This is a genomic window from Arhodomonas aquaeolei DSM 8974, from assembly GCF_000374645.1.
Taxonomy (GTDB): domain Bacteria; phylum Pseudomonadota; class Gammaproteobacteria; order Nitrococcales; family Nitrococcaceae; genus Arhodomonas; species Arhodomonas aquaeolei.
The window spans coordinates 73,251-88,729 of the sequence record NZ_KB894811.1; the positions used below are offsets into that span (position 1 = coordinate 73,251).

Annotated in this window: 19 protein-coding genes; 4 read left to right on the plus strand and 15 right to left on the minus strand. The window is 70.3% G+C overall.

The window, feature by feature from the left end; genetic code table 11:
* Window positions 1-12 precede the first annotated feature (12 nt).
* Window positions 13-786 (plus strand): enoyl-ACP reductase FabI, encoded by a 774-nt coding sequence (fabI, locus tag C516_RS0112375; protein ID WP_018718714.1) that lies wholly within the window; start codon window positions 13-15, stop codon window positions 784-786.
* Here fabI and cysQ read toward each other — a convergent pair.
* Both cysQ and nudE read right to left on the minus strand, forming a co-directional pair.
* Window positions 783-1,610: a 3'(2'),5'-bisphosphate nucleotidase CysQ gene (cysQ, locus tag C516_RS0112380; RefSeq protein WP_018718715.1), complete on the minus strand. Its 828-nt coding sequence runs from the start codon at window positions 1,608-1,610 to the stop codon at window positions 783-785. The genes fabI and cysQ overlap by 4 nt on opposite strands.
* Window positions 1,611-1,622: 12 nt before the next feature.
* Window positions 1,623-2,171, minus strand: a complete 549-nt coding sequence (gene nudE / locus C516_RS0112385) for an ADP compounds hydrolase NudE (protein ID WP_018718716.1) — start codon at window positions 2,169-2,171, stop codon at window positions 1,623-1,625.
* A 162-nt stretch (window positions 2,172-2,333) separates the two neighbouring features.
* Here nudE and C516_RS0112390 point away from each other — a divergent pair, with 162 nt between their 5' ends.
* Entirely contained in the window at window positions 2,334-3,074 is a 741-nt protein-coding gene (locus C516_RS0112390) for a hypothetical protein (protein WP_018718717.1), read from the plus strand.
* A gap of 4 nt (window positions 3,075-3,078) precedes the next feature.
* Here C516_RS0112390 and C516_RS0112395 read toward each other — a convergent pair whose 3' ends face one another.
* The 7 genes from C516_RS0112395 to C516_RS0112425 all read right to left on the minus strand — a co-directional run bounded on the left by C516_RS0112395 (window position 3,079) and on the right by C516_RS0112425 (window position 8,662).
* Complete coding sequence (locus tag C516_RS0112395; RefSeq protein ID WP_018718718.1) at window positions 3,079-4,044, minus strand: histone deacetylase family protein; 966 nt, start codon at window positions 4,042-4,044, stop codon at window positions 3,079-3,081.
* Between the two features lie 38 nt (window positions 4,045-4,082).
* Complete coding sequence (locus tag C516_RS19455; RefSeq protein WP_018718719.1) at window positions 4,083-4,514, minus strand: DUF4426 domain-containing protein; 432 nt, start codon at window positions 4,512-4,514, stop codon at window positions 4,083-4,085.
* A gap of 75 nt (window positions 4,515-4,589) precedes the next feature.
* Entirely contained in the window at window positions 4,590-5,195 is a 606-nt protein-coding gene (gene metW, locus C516_RS0112405; protein ID WP_018718720.1) for a methionine biosynthesis protein MetW, read from the minus strand.
* Window positions 5,192-6,346: a homoserine O-succinyltransferase MetX gene (gene metX, locus C516_RS0112410; protein WP_018718721.1), complete on the minus strand. Its 1,155-nt coding sequence runs from the start codon at window positions 6,344-6,346 to the stop codon at window positions 5,192-5,194. The genes metW and metX overlap by 4 nt, the downstream gene beginning before the upstream one ends.
* A gap of 192 nt (window positions 6,347-6,538) precedes the next feature.
* Window positions 6,539-7,114, minus strand: coding sequence for a YggT family protein (locus C516_RS0112415; protein WP_018718722.1), 576 nt, complete (start codon window positions 7,112-7,114; stop codon window positions 6,539-6,541).
* Window positions 7,114-7,941 carry a pyrroline-5-carboxylate reductase gene (gene proC, locus C516_RS0112420; RefSeq protein WP_018718723.1) on the minus strand — a complete coding sequence of 276 codons (828 nt, stop codon included), beginning with the start codon at window positions 7,939-7,941 and terminating at the stop codon, window positions 7,114-7,116. Before proC ends, C516_RS0112415 begins: the two co-directional genes overlap by 1 nt.
* A gap of 22 nt (window positions 7,942-7,963) precedes the next feature.
* Entirely contained in the window at window positions 7,964-8,662 is a 699-nt protein-coding gene (locus C516_RS0112425; protein ID WP_018718724.1) for a YggS family pyridoxal phosphate-dependent enzyme, read from the minus strand.
* 91 nt (window positions 8,663-8,753) lie between these two features.
* Between C516_RS0112425 and C516_RS0112430 the strand changes: the two genes are divergently transcribed.
* Window positions 8,754-9,791, plus strand: a complete 1,038-nt coding sequence (locus C516_RS0112430; RefSeq protein ID WP_018718725.1) for a type IV pilus twitching motility protein PilT — start codon at window positions 8,754-8,756, stop codon at window positions 9,789-9,791.
* Between the two features lie 59 nt (window positions 9,792-9,850).
* Window positions 9,851-10,969, plus strand: coding sequence for a PilT/PilU family type 4a pilus ATPase (locus C516_RS0112435; RefSeq protein ID WP_018718726.1), 1,119 nt, complete (start codon window positions 9,851-9,853; stop codon window positions 10,967-10,969).
* A gap of 12 nt (window positions 10,970-10,981) precedes the next feature.
* Here the strand turns inward: C516_RS0112435 and C516_RS20565 are convergent, their stop codons facing one another.
* Genes C516_RS20565 through C516_RS0112465 form a run of 6 tightly spaced genes read right to left on the minus strand, consistent with a single transcriptional unit; the run spans window position 10,982 to window position 15,442 of the window.
* Window positions 10,982-11,683 (minus strand): hypothetical protein, encoded by a 702-nt coding sequence (locus C516_RS20565; protein ID WP_018718727.1) that lies wholly within the window; start codon window positions 11,681-11,683, stop codon window positions 10,982-10,984.
* The gene (locus tag C516_RS0112445; RefSeq protein WP_018718728.1) at window positions 11,680-12,969 is read right to left on the minus strand and encodes a dihydroorotase; all 1,290 of its coding nucleotides are present in this window, start codon (window positions 12,967-12,969) and stop codon (window positions 11,680-11,682) included. Before C516_RS0112445 ends, C516_RS20565 begins: the two co-directional genes overlap by 4 nt.
* Complete coding sequence (locus tag C516_RS0112450; RefSeq protein ID WP_018718729.1) at window positions 12,969-13,937, minus strand: aspartate carbamoyltransferase catalytic subunit; 969 nt, start codon at window positions 13,935-13,937, stop codon at window positions 12,969-12,971. The genes C516_RS0112445 and C516_RS0112450 overlap by 1 nt, the downstream gene beginning before the upstream one ends.
* Window positions 13,934-14,443, minus strand: coding sequence for a bifunctional pyr operon transcriptional regulator/uracil phosphoribosyltransferase PyrR (gene pyrR / locus C516_RS0112455; RefSeq protein ID WP_018718730.1), 510 nt, complete (start codon window positions 14,441-14,443; stop codon window positions 13,934-13,936). Before pyrR ends, C516_RS0112450 begins: the two co-directional genes overlap by 4 nt.
* Window positions 14,440-14,886 carry a Holliday junction resolvase RuvX gene (ruvX, locus tag C516_RS0112460; RefSeq protein ID WP_018718731.1) on the minus strand — a complete coding sequence of 149 codons (447 nt, stop codon included), beginning with the start codon at window positions 14,884-14,886 and terminating at the stop codon, window positions 14,440-14,442. Before ruvX ends, pyrR begins: the two co-directional genes overlap by 4 nt.
* Entirely contained in the window at window positions 14,879-15,442 is a 564-nt protein-coding gene (locus tag C516_RS0112465) for a YqgE/AlgH family protein (RefSeq protein ID WP_018718732.1), read from the minus strand. Before C516_RS0112465 ends, ruvX begins: the two co-directional genes overlap by 8 nt.
* Between the last annotated feature and the right edge of the window lie 37 nt (window positions 15,443-15,479).

The window sequence follows — 15,479 nt, forward strand, 5'->3', positions numbered from 1 at the left end:
CGGGGGGGCGTAATGAACCAACCGTTTTCACTCGAAGGCAAGCGCGGGCTCTTGGTGGGTGTGGCCAACGAGTCGTCCATTGCCTATGCCTGCGCGAGGGCGTGTCACCAGCTCGGCGCCCGCCAGATCCTGACCTACCTCAATGACCGGGCGTATCCCCACGTCGCGCCCTGCGGGGAGGCGGTCGAGGCGGAGCGCCTGCTGCCCTGCGACGTGCGCGAGCCGAACCAGCTCGAGCGGGTGTTCGAGGCGGTGGCCTCGCACTGGGGCGGGCTGGACTTCCTCATTCACTCCATCGCCTTCGCGCCCCGGGAGGACCTTCACGGCCGGGTGACCGACTGTTCCCGCGAGGGGTTCATGGAGGCCATGGATGTCTCCTGCCACTCCTTCATCCGCATGGCCCGGCTCGCCGAGCCGCTGATGACCGGGGGCGGCAGCCTGCTCACGGTGAGCTTCTACGGCGCGGAGAAGGTAGTGGCCCACTACAACCTCATGGGCCCGGTGAAGGCGGCGCTGGAGGCGAGCGTGCGCTACCTCGCCGCCGAGCTCGGCGACGGCGGTATCCGGGTGAACGCGCTCTCGCCGGGGCCGCTGCGCACGCGGGCGGCCTCGGGGATCGACCGCTTCGACGAACTCCTGGAACGCACGGTCTCGCGTACCCCCGAGGGCCGGCTCGCCGACCCGGAGGACGTCGGCGCCCTGGCCGCCTATCTCGTCGGCGACCGTGCCCGCACGGTCACCGGCGAGGTGGTGCACGTGGACGCCGGCTATCACGTCATGGGCTAGCGCTCGTTGACGGCGAAGCCGTCGAACAGCGTCGCCCAGTCCACCGCCGTGTCGCCGACGGCGACGAAGTCCGGGTTGAGTAGCGAGGCCTTGCGGTTGTAGCCGAGGGGCGTGGCATCGAGACGCAGGACCGCGCCGCCCGCTGCCTCGACCACGCACTGTGCCGCGCCGGTGTCCCACTCCGAGGTGGGCCCGAAGCGGGGATAGAGATCGGCGCTGCCCTCGGCGACCAGGCAGAACTTCAGCGAGCTGCCCATGGAGGTGGTCTCGAAGCCGGGCAGGCGCTCGAGCAGGGCGTCCACCTGCTCGCCGCGGTGGGAGCGGCTCACCACCGCGGTCCAGGGGCCGGACCCGGCCCGGCGGGTATGCACCGCCCGGCGCCCGTGCTCGTCCTCGCGGAAGGCGCCGCTCCCCTCGATGCCGAGCCAGCTGCGCTCGAGCACCGGCGCGTGGACCACGCCCAGCACCGGTCGGCCGTCGGCGATGAGCGCGACGTTGACGGTGAACTCGCCGTTCTTCTTGATGAACTCCTTGGTGCCGTCCAAGGGGTCCACCAGCCAGTACGCCGACCAGCCGCGCCGGGTCTCGAACGCGATGTCGCCGCCTTCCTCGGAGAGAACGGGCAGGGCCGGCTCGAGTTCGGGCAGGGCAGCGGCGAGGTGCTCGTGGGCGGCACGGTCCGCCTCGGTGAGCGGCGAGTCGTCATCCTTGCTGGTGACGTCGAAGTCCCGCGCGTAGACGCGCAGGATGCGCTCGCCGGCCTCGCGGCAGAGGGTGAGCACGGCCTCGGCGAGGCGCTCGCGGGTGGCGCTGTCAGGGGTCACTGGCGGTTCTCCTCAGTCTTCGCCGCGCAGCCGGTTGAGGGCCAGGAAGATGGCCGCAATGCTGCGCGCCTCGGTCAGGTCGGGCTGGGTGAGTAGCTCGTCGAGCTCGGCGATGGGCCAGGGCACGACCTCGATGGGCTCGGGCTCGTCGCCGGGCAGCGGGGCCTCGTAGAGGTCCCGGGCGAGGATGATCTCGGTGCTGTGTGCCATGTAGCCGGGTGCCAGGGTGAGCTCGTGGAGGGGCTCCAGGCGGCGGGCGCCGAAGCCGGTCTCCTCGCGCAGCTCCCGGTTTGCCGCGGCGAGCGGGTCCTCGCCGGGCTCGACGCGCCCCTTGGGCAGGCCGAGCTCGTAGCGGTCGGTGCCGGCGGCGTACTCCCGGATCAGGACCAGTTCTTCGGCGCCGGTGACGGCGACCACCAGCACGGCGCCCCCCATCCCCGTGGCCAGACGTTCGAAGGCGACCTCGGTGCCGTTGTTGAAGCGCAGGTCGAGCTGCTCGACGCGGAACAGCCGTGAGCGTGCCACCGTCTTCGCTTGCAGGGTCTCGGGTTTTCGCGCCATGGTCCTCTCCGTTGCCCGGGCCGTGAGCCGGTATCCGGGCATTGTACAGGTACGCGGTGCCGCCGCGCCCGGTGTCGGCCGGGGGCGTGGTGCCGATTCGTGCTACCTTCCAAGTGCGGCCGTGTCGACGGCAGGGGACACCGGGGGAGGTCACAAGGGATCATGCAGGACCTACATGAGCGTATCCTCCGTGCCCACGGGGGCGAGTCCCGCTGGCGCAGCCTGGCACGCGTGGCGGTGACCGCGGACGGCGGCGGATCGATGTTCCTCGCCCACATGCAGCCGCGCCCGCTGCGAGAGGCGGACATCGTCGTCGAGCCCGCCCGCTTCCGCGTGACCATCGCGCCCTTCGAGCGCGAGGATCGCGTGGGCGTGTTCGAGCCGAGCCGGGTCTGGGTGCAGGAGCGCGACGGCCGCCTCGTCGGCGACCGTGGCGCCCCTGGCACCGTCACCCGCTCGCTGCGCCACTGGATGGTCTGGGACAACCTGGACCTCCTGTTCGTGCTGGGCATAAGCCTCTGGCAGGCGTTGTTGCTGCCGATGATGCTCTGCCGGTCCGGGGTCAGCGCGACGGAGGGGCATGACCAGGGCGACTGGCTGGACGTGACGCTGCCCGGCGACCTGCCGGTGCCGGCGCCGGAGCAGCGCCTCTACGCGGATGCCAAGGGGGCACTGGTGCGCGCGGAATACGCGCCGGTCGCCTGGGGACGGGCGATGCGTGTGGCCCAGGTGATGGAAGCCCTCGAGGGCGTGAACGGGCTGGTTTTCGCCACCCGGCAGTCCATGGTCCCGTGCCTCCCCGGTGGCGCGCCGGTGCGTGGGATGCCGCGGCTGGCCTGGCTCGAGTTCAGCGACCTCTCCGTGGACCTGGCGACCCCGCCGTCCCGGGAGTGCGGGGAATAAACGGCTAGGCGACCGGCTCGGCGCGGGTGCAGGCGTCGTAGCGCAGCCCCAGGAGTGCGGCGACGTGCGCTGCCGTGCTCGAGGCGAGGGCGTCGAGGTGATAGCCGCCCTCGAGCATGGACACCAGTCGACCGCCGCAGGTGTAGTCGGCCACCGAGGTCAGCTCCTCGGTTGCCCAGTGGAAGTCCGCCTCGCAGAGTTCCAGCCCCGCCAGCGGATCGAGCCCGTGGGCGTCGAATCCCGCCGAGACCAGCAGGATATCGGGCTCGAAGCGCATGATCGCGGAGATGATCTCGTTGTGGAAGTGCTCGCGGAAGAGTTCCGAGTCGCAGCCCTCGATCAGCGGGATGTTGTAGAGCGCGTTCTCGCGGTTGTCCTGGCGCCGACCGGTGCCCGGGAACAGCGGACGCTGGTGGGTGGACGCGTACATGAACCCGTCGCGACCGGCGAGCATGGTCTGGGTGCCGTTGCCGTGATGGACGTCGAAGTCCACGACCGCGACGCGCTGTAGGCCGTGGGCCGCCCGCGCATGGGCCGCGGCGACGGCGATGTTGTTGAACAGGCAGAAGCCCATCGCCTGGGCCGGCTCGGCGTGGTGCCCCGGGGGGCGGACGGCGCAGAACACCCGCCTCGCCTCGCCTGCGAGCACTGCGTCCACCGCCTGGCAGCCGGCCCCGGCGGCGTGGAGGGCGGCCTCGCCGCTGCCGGCGCTGACCACGGTGTCGCCGTCGAGGCTGCGCCGCCCCTCCGCCGGGATGGCGTCCAGGGTGGCGGCGACGTAGTCCGCATCGTGCACGCGCTCGATCTGCTCCCGGGTCGCCGGGGCGGCCTCGCGGCGTTCCAGGCCGGCGAACTCGTCTGCCTCCAGCGCGCGCAGGATGGCGCGCAGACGCTGGGCGCTCTCCGGGTGGCCCGGGCCGGTGTCGTGCTCAAGGCACGACGGGTGGGTGATCAGCCAGGTCTGGCTCATGGCGCTCTCCTTGGCGGGGCCACGGGGTGCGGCCGTTGTCATTCCTCGGGGAAGAAGGACTGCTCGAAGCTGAGCGTGTAGCTCACGTCCGTGGTGTCCCGGGGCCGGATATCCAACTCTACCCGCAAGCGGTCCGGCGGGTCGATCCGGGCCGTGGCGATGTAGTAGATGCCCCCGCCCTCGCGCACCTCCCGGAGACTCAGGCCCTGGGGCTGGCCGGCGTCGTTGATGGCGTTACCCGTCATCCTTGCGGGCACCGAGCGGCCGTCGCGGAGGACGGTGACGGTCACCAGGGCCCGGCCGCGGCTGCGGGCGACGTCATAGGCGCGGGCGACCTCGGGGGCGAGCATTGCCGTGGGGATGGCGTTGTAGTGGATCTCGTAGTCGCCGAAGCGCTCGCTGCGCTGTGCCTGGGCGGTGGCGCAGGTCAGGGCGAGTGCCGCGGCAAGAATGGGGCGCAGCAGCTTCATGACGGGACTCCTCCGTGTTCGTCCTGCCCCGAATTATACGCGCCCGCGTCGCGCTGCCTATCGCACGGCCGGTTCTCAGCCGGCGCGGCGGAAGCGGTACAGCGCGATCTCCGCGAGGAGGTTGGGCATCACCCCGGCCAGGCGCGGGCGGCGCAGATCGTGGGAGAGAGTGCTGCGCTCGATGATGTCGATGTGCCGTTCCGTGCACAGCGCCTCGAAGTCGTGGAGCGTGCACAGGTGGATGTTCGGGGTGTCGTACCACGTGTAGCTCAGCGCACCGCTCATGGGCATGCGGCCGAAGAAGCCGAGGTAGCCGCGCAGTCGCCAGTGGCCGAAGTTGGGAAAGGTAACGATCCCCTCCCGGCCGACCCGCAGCATCTCCTCGAGGAGGCGGTCGGGGCGGCGCACCGACTGCAGCGTCTGGGTCATGACGACGTAGTCGAAGGAGTCCGCGTCGAAGTCAGAGAGGCCGCGGTCGAGGTCGCGCTGGATGACGTTGACGCCGCGCTCGACGCAGTGGGTGATCTTCTCCGGGTCGATCTCCAGGCCGTAGCCCGTCACCCCCCGGGTGGCGGCCAGGCGCGCGAGCAACGAGCCGTCGCCGCAGCCGAGGTCGAGCACGCGGCTGTCGGGGGCGATCCAGTCGGCAACCAGCTGGAGGTCGTTTCGCAGCGCGTTCATGCCCCGATCTCCCGGGCGATGCGGCCCATGTAGCCGGCGAAGACGTCGCGGTACTGCGGGATAGGCATGAGGAAGGCGTCGTGGCCGTGGTCCGCCTCGATCTCGGAGTAGCTGACGTCCTTGTTGCCGTCGAGCAGCGCGCGCACGATCTCCAGCGAGCGCGCCGGCGGGAAGCGCCAGTCGCTGGTGAACGCCAGCACCAGGAAGCGTGCCTGCACACCGGCGAGCGCCCGGGCGAGATCCCCGCCGTGGGCGGCCGCCGGATCGAAGTAGTCGAGCGCCTTGGTCATGAGCAGGTACGTGTTGGCGTCGAAACGGTTGATGAACGCACGCCCCTGGTAGCGCAGGTAGCTTTCGACCTCGAACTCCACGCCGTAGTGGAAGTCGTAGTCGGGCTTGCCCTCACGCAGGTCGCGGCCGAACTTCTCGTGCATCGCCTCGTCGGACAGGTAGGTGATGTGTCCGAGCATGCGCGCGAGCATCAGCCCGCGGCGGGGCACGGTGCCCATGGCCTGGTAGCGCCCCTCGTGGTAGTCCGGATCACCCCGGATGGCCTGGCGGGCGACCTCGTTGAAGCCGATGTTCTGCGCCGACAGGCGGGGTGCGGCGGCAACAGTCACCGCGTTGGCCAGCCGGTCGGGGTAGTCGATGGCCCACTGCAGGGCCTGCATGCCGCCGAGGCTGCCGCCCACCACCGCCGCCCAGCGATGGACGCCCAGGTGATCGGCGAGCCGTGCCTGGCTGGCGACCCAGTCGTGGACGGTAACCATCGGGAAGTCCGGCCCCCAGGGCTCGCCGGTGGCCGGGTTGACCGTCGCCGGGCCGGTGGAGCCGTGACAGCCGCCGAGGTTGTTGCTGCACACCACGAAGAACCGGTTGGTGTCCACGGGCTTGCCCGGTCCGATGATCGCCTCCCACCAGCCGGGTTTGCTGTCCTCGAGGGTATGGTAGCCGGCGGCGTGGTGGGTGCCCGAAAGGGCGTGGCAGATCAGTACGGCGTTGCTGGCGTCCGCGTTCAGTGTGCCGTAGGTCTCGTAGACAAGCTCGAAGCCGGGCAGCTCGCGCCCGCATTCCAGTGCCAGCGGTTCGTCGAAACGTGCGTGGCGTGGCGCCACCAGGCCGACGGAGTCGGACGGAATGGTCTTCGGCATGGGCTCGCTGCTATCCGGGACAATGCTCGCCGATACTAGGAGTCTGGGCGGCAGAAATCCAGAGGCTGGTCTCGTGCCCCCTTCGGGCGGCATTGAGGTGCCCGACCGGCCGCGTCGCGGTGTCCCCTGGATTGCTGGCGCCCGGACGGCTGGCGGCAGCATCGGGCGGGGCATGCATTGCCCCGCGTGCCATCAGAACAGCGGCGGGGCGATGTGGTTGAGCGGCTGCATCACCAGCATCTTCAGCACCTGGAGCAGGATCAGCGCCACCAGCGGTGACAGGTCGATGCCGCCGATCAGGGGCACGAGCTGGCGTATCGGCCGCAGCACCGGTTCGGTGAGGCTGTAGAGCAGGGTCTGTGCCGGGTGGTACTGACCCGGCTGGATCACCCAGGAGAGGATCGCCTGGGCGATGATGGCGATGAAATAGAGATTGAACAGCAGCGAGAGCAGCTCCGCGGGGGTGCGCACGAGGATGTAGCCGGCCCGCGGCATCACCCCGTAGATGAGCATCACCAGCGCCAGTGACACCGCCTGGAGCAATACCATCAGCACCACTGCGGAAAGGTCCAGGCCGGCCATGCCGGGGATGACCCGGCGTAGCGGGCGCAGCACCGGCTGGGTGACGCGCACCAGGAACTGCGAGATCGGGTTGAAGAAGTCCGCCCGCGTCCACTGCAGGAGGAAGCGCAGCATCACCGCCAGTATGTAGAGGCTGAACAGGGTGTGGACCAGGAACGCGAGCGGGTTCGCGACATAGCCGCCCATTACTGTTCTCCCAGCTGGTCACCGAGTTCCCGTGCCCGCGCCGCGCCTGCTTCCAGCGCCTTGCGGTAGAGCGTGCGCACGTCGCCGTCCTCCAGTGCCGTGACCACCGCGTGGGTGACGCCGTTGGGCGAGGTGACGCGCTCGCGCAGCCGCGCCGGCGTCTCCTCGCTCTCCAGCGCCATCCGCGCCGCGCCGAGGGCCGTCTCAAGGGTGAGCAGCCGGGCCTTTTCCCGGGGCAGGCCGAGCTCGGTGCCCGCGTCCTCCATCATCTCCATGAGCAGGAAGAAGTACGCGGGGCCGCTGCCGGAAATGGCGGTGACTGCGTCCATCAGCGCCTCGTCGGAGAGCCACTCGGTCACGCCCACCGCGCGCAGCAGCGATTCCGCGAGGTTGCGGCCGTGCTCGGTCACGTGCTCGTTGGCGTACAGCGCGGTGGCGCCGGTCTGGACCAGTGCCGGGGTGTTGGGCATGGCCCGCACCACGGCCACGCGGCCGCCGAGCCAGCGGCTGAGATCCGCCTCGCGCACGCCGGCGGCGATCGAGATGGTCAGGGTGTGCTGGGCCCGCAGCTGCCCGCCGAGGGATTCGGCGACGTCCCTGATCACCTGGGGCTTCACCGCGAGGACCACCGCGTCCGCGCCGTCGACGGCCTCGGCATTGTCGCCGGTGACAGTGACGCCGAAACGGCCGGCGAGCTCGTCGCGGCGCTCCTCGCTGGGATCGGCCACGCGGATACGGGCCGCCGGATAGCCGTCGGCGACGAGGCCGCCGATCAGGCTGCGGGCCATGTTGCCGCCGCCGATAAACGCGATCGTGTGCTCGTTCATAGGTTCATCTCCATGACCGTGGTCAGCCACCATGGGGATACCGGCGCGGACCGAACAGCGCGGTGCCGATGCGCACGACGGTCGCACCCTCGGCGATGGCCGCCTCCATGTCCGCGGACATCCCCATGGACAGTGTGTCCAGTGACAGGCCCTCGCCGCGGAGGTCCTCTAGCAGCCCCCGCAGCCGGGCGAAGGGGCGGCGCTGGGCCTCCGGGTCGGCCTCGGGGGCCGGCAGGGCCATCAGTCCGCGCAGCGCGAGCCGCGGCAGCGCGGCGACCTCGCGGGCGAGCGCGGGCACGTCCGCCGGTGCGACGCCGGACTTGCTCGGCTCGCCGCTCACGTTCACCTGGATGCAGCAGGCGAGCGGCGGGAGGTGATCCGGCCGCTGCCCGGAGAGCCGGCGGGCGATCTTCAGCCGCTCGATGGTGTGGACCATGTCGAAGGACTCGGCGACCGCGCGGGTCTTGTTCGACTGCAGCGGGCCGATGAAGTGCCACTCCAGCCCCAGTCCGGCGAGGGCGTCGATCTTCTCGTGGGCCTCCTGGAGATAGTTCTCGCCGAAGGCCCGCTGGCCGGCCGCCGCCGCTTCGCGGATGGCCTCCACCGGCTGGGTCTTGCTCACTGCGAGGATGGAGACGCTGCCCGGCTCGCGCCCGCAGCCGATCTCCGCAGCGCGAACGCGTTCACGCAGGTTGTCGAGCCGATCAGCGATGGTGTGCATGTTGCCTGTTATCCAGCCGATCTGTAGCTTTTAGTTCAACTGCCGGATGCTTGACCCGAGACCACGGGAATCGCCAGTCCAAGGGGGATGGATGGACATCGCAGACCTGCTCGCCTTCGGCGTTAAGAATAACGCCTCCGATCTGCACCTCTCCGCGGGCCTGCCGCCAATGATACGTGTTGACGGTGATGTGCGTCGAATCAACCTCCCGCCGATGGAGCACCAGGAGGTTCACGGCCTCATCTACGACATCATGAACGACAAGCAGCGGCGTGATTTCGAGGAGTACCTGGAAACGGATTTCTCCTTCGAAATCAAGTCGCTGGCCCGGTTCCGCGTCAATGCGTTCAACCACAACCGCGGTGCCGGGGCGGTATTCCGGACCATCCCCTCGACGGTGCTCACCCTGGATGACCTCGGTGCCCCCGAGGTCTTCAAGACCATCGCCGACAGCCCGCGGGGGCTGGTGCTGGTGACCGGGCCCACGGGCTCCGGCAAGTCCACGACGCTCGCCTCGCTGGTGGATTACCGTAACGAGAACTTCCACGAGCACATCCTCACCATCGAGGACCCGATCGAGTTCGTCCACGATTCGAAGAAGTGCATCGTCAACCAGCGCGAGGTCCACCGCGATACCCTGGGCTTCTCGGAGGCGCTGCGCTCGGCGCTGCGCGAGGACCCGGACGTGATCCTGGTCGGCGAGCTGCGCGACCTGGAGACCATCCGCCTGGCGCTCACCGCCGCGGAGACCGGCCACCTGGTGCTCGGCACGCTGCACACCAGCTCCGCGGCCAAGACCATCGACCGTATCGTCGACGTCTTCCCCGGTGCGGAGAAGGCGATGGTGCGCTCGATGCTCTCCGAGTCGCTGCGCGCGGTGATCTCCCAGAGTCTGCTCAAGAAGACCGGCGGCGGACGTATCGCGGCCCATGAGATCATGATCGGCACGCCGGCGATCCGGAACCTGATCCGCGAGGACAAGATCGCGCAGATGTACTCCGCCATTCAGACCGGTCAGGGATCCGGAATGCAGACCCTGGACCAGTGTCTGCAGCGGCTCGTGGCCAGCGGCCAGATCTCGCGCCAGGAGGCGAGGACCCACGCGAGTGCCAAGGAGAGCATCTCCTGAGGCACGCCGCGCCGGCAGACCGCGCGGCACCATTGCAACGAGACAGAGGGTGAATCGGGATGGATTTCAACTCGCTGCTGGAGCTGATGGTCCAGAAAAAGGCCTCGGATCTGTTCATCACGGCGGGACTCGCGCCGAGCATGAAGATCTCCGGGCGGATCATGCCCGTCACCAAGACCAAGCTCTCCCCGGACCAGGCGCGCCAGGTGGTGCTGTCGGTGATGACCGACCGCCAGCGCAGCGAGTTCGAGGCGAACCACGAGTGCAACTTTGCCATCAGTGCCCGCGGGCTCGGGCGCTTCCGTGTCAGCGCGTTCTTCCAGCGCAACCAGCCGGGGATGGTGCTGCGCCGCATCGAGACGGAGATCCCCACGGTGGAGCAGCTGCGCCTGCCGCCGATCCTCAATGACCTGTCCCTGACCAAGCGCGGGCTGATCATCTTCGTCGGCGGCACCGGCACGGGCAAATCGACCTCGCTGGCGGCAATGCTCGGCTACCGTAACGAGCACTCCACGGGCCATATCATCACCATCGAGGACCCCATCGAGTACATCCACTCGCACAACAACTGCATCGTCACGCAGCGCGAGGTGGGGCTCGACACGGACTCCTTCGAGGTGGCATTGAAGAACACCCTGCGCCAGGCGCCGGACGTGATCCTCATCGGCGAGATCCGTTCCCGCGAGACCATGGACTACGCCATCGCCTTCGCCGAGACGGGGCACCTGTGCCTGGCCACGCTCCACGCCAATAACGCCAACCAGGCGCTGGACCGGATCATCAACTTCTTCCCGGCGGACCGCCGGGACCAGCTCTTCACCGACCTGTCGCTCAACCTGCGCTCGATCATCGCCCAGCAGCTCATCCCCACGCCGGACGGCCAGGGCCGGGTGCCCGCCGTCGAGGTGCTGATCGGCTCGCCGCTGGTGCAGGACAAGATCCACGAGGGCGAGGTCCACGAGCTCAAGGAGATCATGAAGCGCTCCACCGAGATGGGGATGCAGACCTTCGACCAGAACCTCTACCGGCTCTACCGCGACGGCATGATCTCCTACGAGGAAGCACTCCGCCACGCCGACTCGCAGAACGAGGTGCGGCTGATGATCAAGCTCGGCGACGAGGGCAGCCGAGGCAAGATGGAGGAGGCCGCGGAGAGCATGACCCTCAAGGACGAGTAACCGTCGCCGCGGCTATTGCCCGTCCCCCGGCGGCAGGCGGGCGAGCTCGACGCCGGCCAGCACACCGCGCAGGCCGTCCACCTCCGTGGCGAGCGTTCCCGCCGGCAGACAGGCGGCCAGCGGGACGGCACGCGCCTCCTCCGGCGTGAGCCCGGCTAGGTAGTGCTGCAGCATCTCCATCACTTCTCCTTCGAAGCAGCCCGGCTCGCCGGCGCGGCTCGCGACCCGGGCCGGTATGCCGGCATCCTCCAGCGGCGCGATCCCGGCGATCGCCTCCGGCGGCAGGCCGGCGGTCAGGAAACGTGACGGGCACAGCCGGGCGGGCGGCGACTGCCAGCAGCCGATGAGGACGAGCCGCGGTGCGGGCCCGCACCGCTCGGCCAGGGCCAGCGCCGGCCCCGCGCCGATCCCCTCCGCGACGATCACCGGTGGGTCGGGGTACGAGGTCGCGAGGGCGTCTCCCTCGGGCGGATCCGCGGTGACCCGCGTGCCAGCGGCCGGCGGCGTTGCAAAGGCCCCCGGGGGCAGGAGTCCCCCGATCCAGTCCTCTTCTGCGCTGGCGTGGCTGAGCGGGAGTACGGCCGGGCGGCCGTCATGAGTGATGCGACAGTAGCGCCCGGGGGCGGCCCCGTCCGGCGGGATGCCGGTCAGGCGCAGCCACCACCAGCCCCCGGCCACGCGGTCGCAGCCGACGACTCGGCAGACGGTGCTCATGCCGTCGCGGCGTCGTCGCGGTGGACGAGCCGGCCGTCGACCAGCGTGTAGCGCACGCGTCCGGTCATCTCCCAGCCGAGGAACGGCGAGTTGCGCCCGCGGCTGCGGAGGGTCTCGCGCCGGCACCACCACACGGCGTCCGGATCGAACACGCAGATGTCCGCGGGGGCGCCCGGGGCCAGGGTGCCGGTATCCAGGCCCAGCACCGAGGCCGGGCCGCTGGTGGCCCGTGCGATCGCCTCGGGGAGCGGCAGGACCTCGGTCTCGACCAGCCTCAGAAGCAGGGGCAGGAAGGTATCCACGCCGCTTGCGCCGGGGCTGGTGGTGGCGAAGGGCCCGTCCTTGGCGTCGCCCCCGAGGGGGTGATGACCGGAGCAGATCACGCCGATGTCCCCCGTGGCCACCGCGCGGCGCAGTGCCTCGCGGTCGGCGAGGGTGCGCAGCGGCGGGCGCAGGTTGAAGCGCGCGTCGTAGCCGGTGAGGTCCTGCTCGGTGAAGAACAGCTGCGCGAGGGTGACGTCGGCGCTCACCCGCGCGCCGTCCGCGCGGGCCTGGCGCAGTAGTGTAAGCGCCTCGGCGGTGGAGAGGTGGCTGAAGTGCACGTCCGCCTCGCCCTCCGCGGCGAGGGCGAGGCAGCGGGCGATTCCGGCGGTCTCCGCCGCGGTGGGGATGCCCGGCAGCCCCAGCCGGGTGGCGACGGCCCCCTCGTGGGCGCAGCCCGCCGTGCCCAGGTAGGGGTCCAGCGGCGTGATCATCGCCGGCAGGCCGAAGGTCGCCGCGTACGCCAGGGCCCGGCGCAGCACCAGGGTGTCGGCCACCGGGTGACCGCCGTCGCCCACCGCCGGACAGCCGGCGGCGCGCAGGGTCGCCATCTCGGCGAGCTGCTCGCCGGCTAGGCCGCGGGTGAGCGCGCCCACCGGCAGCACGCGGGCGCCGCCGGCCTCGGCGGCTCGGCGGTGGATGAGCTCCGCGACCGGCGGCGCGTCGATCAGCGGGTCGGTGTCCGGGGGGCAGACCAGGGTGGTGATGCCGCCGGCCGCCGCCGCATGGGCCTCGCCGGCGATGGTGTCCGGGTGCTCCGGGCCCGGTCGCCCGAGTCGGGCGCCGAGATCGATGAGCCCGGGGCAGACGATATGGCCGGCGGCCTCGAAGATCTCGTCTGCGGCGAACGTGTCGGGGACATCGCCGCAGTGGGCGACGTGGCCGTCGCTCACTGCGAGGTCGCCGGTGCGGTCCATGCCGCTGCGGGGGTCGATGATGCGTCCGCCGCGAATGAGTATGCGCATCACGCCTCCTCCCGCTGACTCTCGGTGCGGGCGCCGATGACCATGGACATCACCGCCATGCGCACGGCGATGCCGTTGGTGACCTGCTCCAGGATCACCGAGCGCGGGCCGTCGGCCACGTCGCTGTCGATCTCCACGCCGCGGTTGATCGGTCCGGGATGCATGACGATGGCGTCCGGCTTGGCCGCGGCCAGGCGGGCCTCGGTCAGCCCGTAGTGCTCGAAGTATTCCTCCTCGCTGGGCAGCAGCGCACCCTGCATGCGCTCGCGCTGCAGGCGCAGCATGATGACCACGTCCACGTCGCGCAGGCCCTCGTCCAGGTCGTGGTGGACGTGCACGCCGAGCTCGCCGATGTCGCGGGGCAGCAGCGTGCGCGGGGCGATCACGCGGACCTCGCCGGTACCCAGGCCGTTGAGGGCGTGGATCTGCGAGCGCGCCACACGGGAGTGGAGGATGTCGCCAACGATGGCCACACGCAGCGGTTCGAATGCGCCCTTGTGGCGGCGGATGGTGAAGGCATCGAGCATCGCCTGGGTGGGGTGGGCGTGGCGCCCGTCGCCGGCGTTGAGAACGGCCACGCCCTCGCCGAGATGGTCGGCGATGTAGTCGGCGGTGCCGCTCTCGCTGTGACGCACCACGAACATGTCGGCCTGCATCGCCTCCAGGTTGTGGAGCATGTCCAGCAGGCTCTCGCCCTTGGTCGTGGTGGTGGCCACGTTGACGTTGAGCACGTCCGCGGACAGCCGCTTGGCGGCGAGCTCGAAGGTCGTGCGGGTGCGGGTGCTCGACTCGAAGAACAGGTTGATCACCGTGCGCCCGCGCAGCAGCGGGACCTTCTTAACGGACTTGCCGATCACCCCGGTGAACGACTCCGCGGTGTCGAGGATATCCTCCAGCAGCGCCCGCGGCACCCCCTCGGTGGTGAGGAAGTGGCGCAGCCGCCCCTCGTCGTCGATCTGTGCGCTCATTCGTCGTGCCGCTCGATGCTCAGGGTCAGGGGTTCGGGGCCGGACAGGCGTACGGCCTGGCCGGCGGGAAGGGTGATCCGGGTGCCGGCGACGTCCGCGCAGACCGGCAGCTCGCGGCTGCAGCGGTCGACCATCACCGCCAGGCGCACGGCGGCGGGGCGGCCGTAGTCGAACAGCTCGTTGAGCGCCGCGCGCACGGTGCGCCCGGTGTAGAGGACGTCGTCGACCAGCACGATGATGCGGTCGTCCACCTCGAAGGGCAGCTCCGAGGGGCGGACCCGCGGATGCATGCCGATACGCGAGAAGTCGTCGCGGTAGAAACCGATGTCCAGCCGCCCCAGTGGGGCATCCATCCCCAGGGCGTGGTGGAGGCGTTCGGCGAGCCACACGCCGCCGGTGTGGATGCCCACCATCGCCAGCCGGGCCGGATCGATGCCGGCGATGCATTCACCGATGCCGGACTGCATCCGGGTCAGCAGCTCGCTGGCCGGGGGTAGCTGGGTCATGCGATTCCTCCCTCGGCGAACCAGTGTTCGAGGATCAGCGCCGCCGCGGCCGAGTCGATGCGGTGCTTGTCCTGGCGTCCCCGTGCGGGGCGCCCGGTATCGTGCAGGCGCTGTCTTGCCGCCTGCGAGGTCATCGCCTCGCCGGTGCGGTGGACCGGCACGGTGAAGCGTCCGGCGAGACGGCGGGCGAAGCGATCGGCGGCGCGGGCCACAGCTGACTCGGTGCCGTCGGCGTGCTGCGGCGGTGTGCCGACCACCAGCGCGAGCGGGCGCCAGTGATCGATCAGCGCGGCAACCTCGTCCCAGTCCGGTGCGCCCTGCTGGGCCTGTAGCGTGGTGACGCCCCGGGCGCCGCCGGTGATCGACTCGCCCACGGCCACGCCGATACGCGCCAGGCCGAAGTCGAAGCCCAGGTAGTGCCCCTCGTGGGCCCGCTCAGGCATGGCCCGTCTGGGAGGAGAGCCGGCTCAGGTCGACGCCGAGCAGCGCCGCCGCGGCCCGCCAGCGTTCCTCCAGCGGTTGCTGGAAAAGGATCTCCGGGGTCGCCGGGCCGTTGAGCCAGGCGTTCTCCGCCAGCTCCTCCTCGAGTTGTCCGGCACTCCAGCCCGCGTAGCCCAGCGCGAGCAGCCACTCCGCGGGGCCCTCGCCCCGGGCGATGGCCTCGAGGATGTCGCGGGAGGTGGTGATGGCGAGTTTGTCGGTGATCGCGCGGCTGGCCTCCCAGTTCCCCACCGGGTGGTGGAGGACAAAGCCTCGCTCGCGCTGCACGGGGCCACCGGCGAATACGGGCCGGTCCGCGATGCCGGCGTCGCCGACCTCGATGTCCAGGTGCTCGAGGAGGTCGCCGACGCGGATCCCCGAGGGGCGATTGATCACGATGCCCAGCGCGCCTTCCCCCGTGTGCTCGCACAGATAGGTGACACTCTGCGCGAAATTGGGGTCCGCGAGGCTCGGCATGGCGATCAGCAGGTGGTTGGTGAGATCGCTTCCTTTGCCCATGGCTGCACAGTATCCGCCATGGCTCTCGCCCCCCACA

Excerpts from the sequence above, each read along its gene's own strand:
- fabI (WP_018718714.1), top strand. The coding sequence starts at position 13 with ATGAACCAACCGTTTTCACTCGAAGGCAAGCGCGGGCTCTTGGTGGGT.
- nudE (WP_018718716.1), bottom strand. The coding sequence starts at position 2,171 with ATGGCGCGAAAACCCGAGACCCTGCAAGCGAAGACGGTGGCACGCTCA.
- C516_RS0112390 (WP_018718717.1), top strand. The coding sequence starts at position 2,334 with ATGCAGGACCTACATGAGCGTATCCTCCGTGCCCACGGGGGCGAGTCC.
- C516_RS0112395 (WP_018718718.1), bottom strand. The coding sequence starts at position 4,044 with ATGAGCCAGACCTGGCTGATCACCCACCCGTCGTGCCTTGAGCACGAC.
- C516_RS19455 (WP_018718719.1), bottom strand. The coding sequence starts at position 4,514 with ATGAAGCTGCTGCGCCCCATTCTTGCCGCGGCACTCGCCCTGACCTGC.
- metW (WP_018718720.1), bottom strand. The coding sequence starts at position 5,195 with ATGAACGCGCTGCGAAACGACCTCCAGCTGGTTGCCGACTGGATCGCC.
- metX (WP_018718721.1), bottom strand. The coding sequence starts at position 6,346 with ATGCCGAAGACCATTCCGTCCGACTCCGTCGGCCTGGTGGCGCCACGC.
- C516_RS0112415 (WP_018718722.1), bottom strand. The coding sequence starts at position 7,114 with ATGGGCGGCTATGTCGCGAACCCGCTCGCGTTCCTGGTCCACACCCTG.
- proC (WP_018718723.1), bottom strand. The coding sequence starts at position 7,941 with ATGAACGAGCACACGATCGCGTTTATCGGCGGCGGCAACATGGCCCGC.
- C516_RS0112425 (WP_018718724.1), bottom strand. The coding sequence starts at position 8,662 with ATGCACACCATCGCTGATCGGCTCGACAACCTGCGTGAACGCGTTCGC.
- C516_RS0112430 (WP_018718725.1), top strand. The coding sequence starts at position 8,754 with ATGGACATCGCAGACCTGCTCGCCTTCGGCGTTAAGAATAACGCCTCC.
- C516_RS0112435 (WP_018718726.1), top strand. The coding sequence starts at position 9,851 with ATGGATTTCAACTCGCTGCTGGAGCTGATGGTCCAGAAAAAGGCCTCG.
- C516_RS20565 (WP_018718727.1), bottom strand. The coding sequence starts at position 11,683 with ATGAGCACCGTCTGCCGAGTCGTCGGCTGCGACCGCGTGGCCGGGGGC.
- C516_RS0112445 (WP_018718728.1), bottom strand. The coding sequence starts at position 12,969 with ATGCGCATACTCATTCGCGGCGGACGCATCATCGACCCCCGCAGCGGC.
- C516_RS0112450 (WP_018718729.1), bottom strand. The coding sequence starts at position 13,937 with ATGAGCGCACAGATCGACGACGAGGGGCGGCTGCGCCACTTCCTCACC.
- pyrR (WP_018718730.1), bottom strand. The coding sequence starts at position 14,443 with ATGACCCAGCTACCCCCGGCCAGCGAGCTGCTGACCCGGATGCAGTCC.
- ruvX (WP_018718731.1), bottom strand. The coding sequence starts at position 14,886 with ATGCCTGAGCGGGCCCACGAGGGGCACTACCTGGGCTTCGACTTCGGC.
- C516_RS0112465 (WP_018718732.1), bottom strand. The coding sequence starts at position 15,442 with ATGGGCAAAGGAAGCGATCTCACCAACCACCTGCTGATCGCCATGCCG.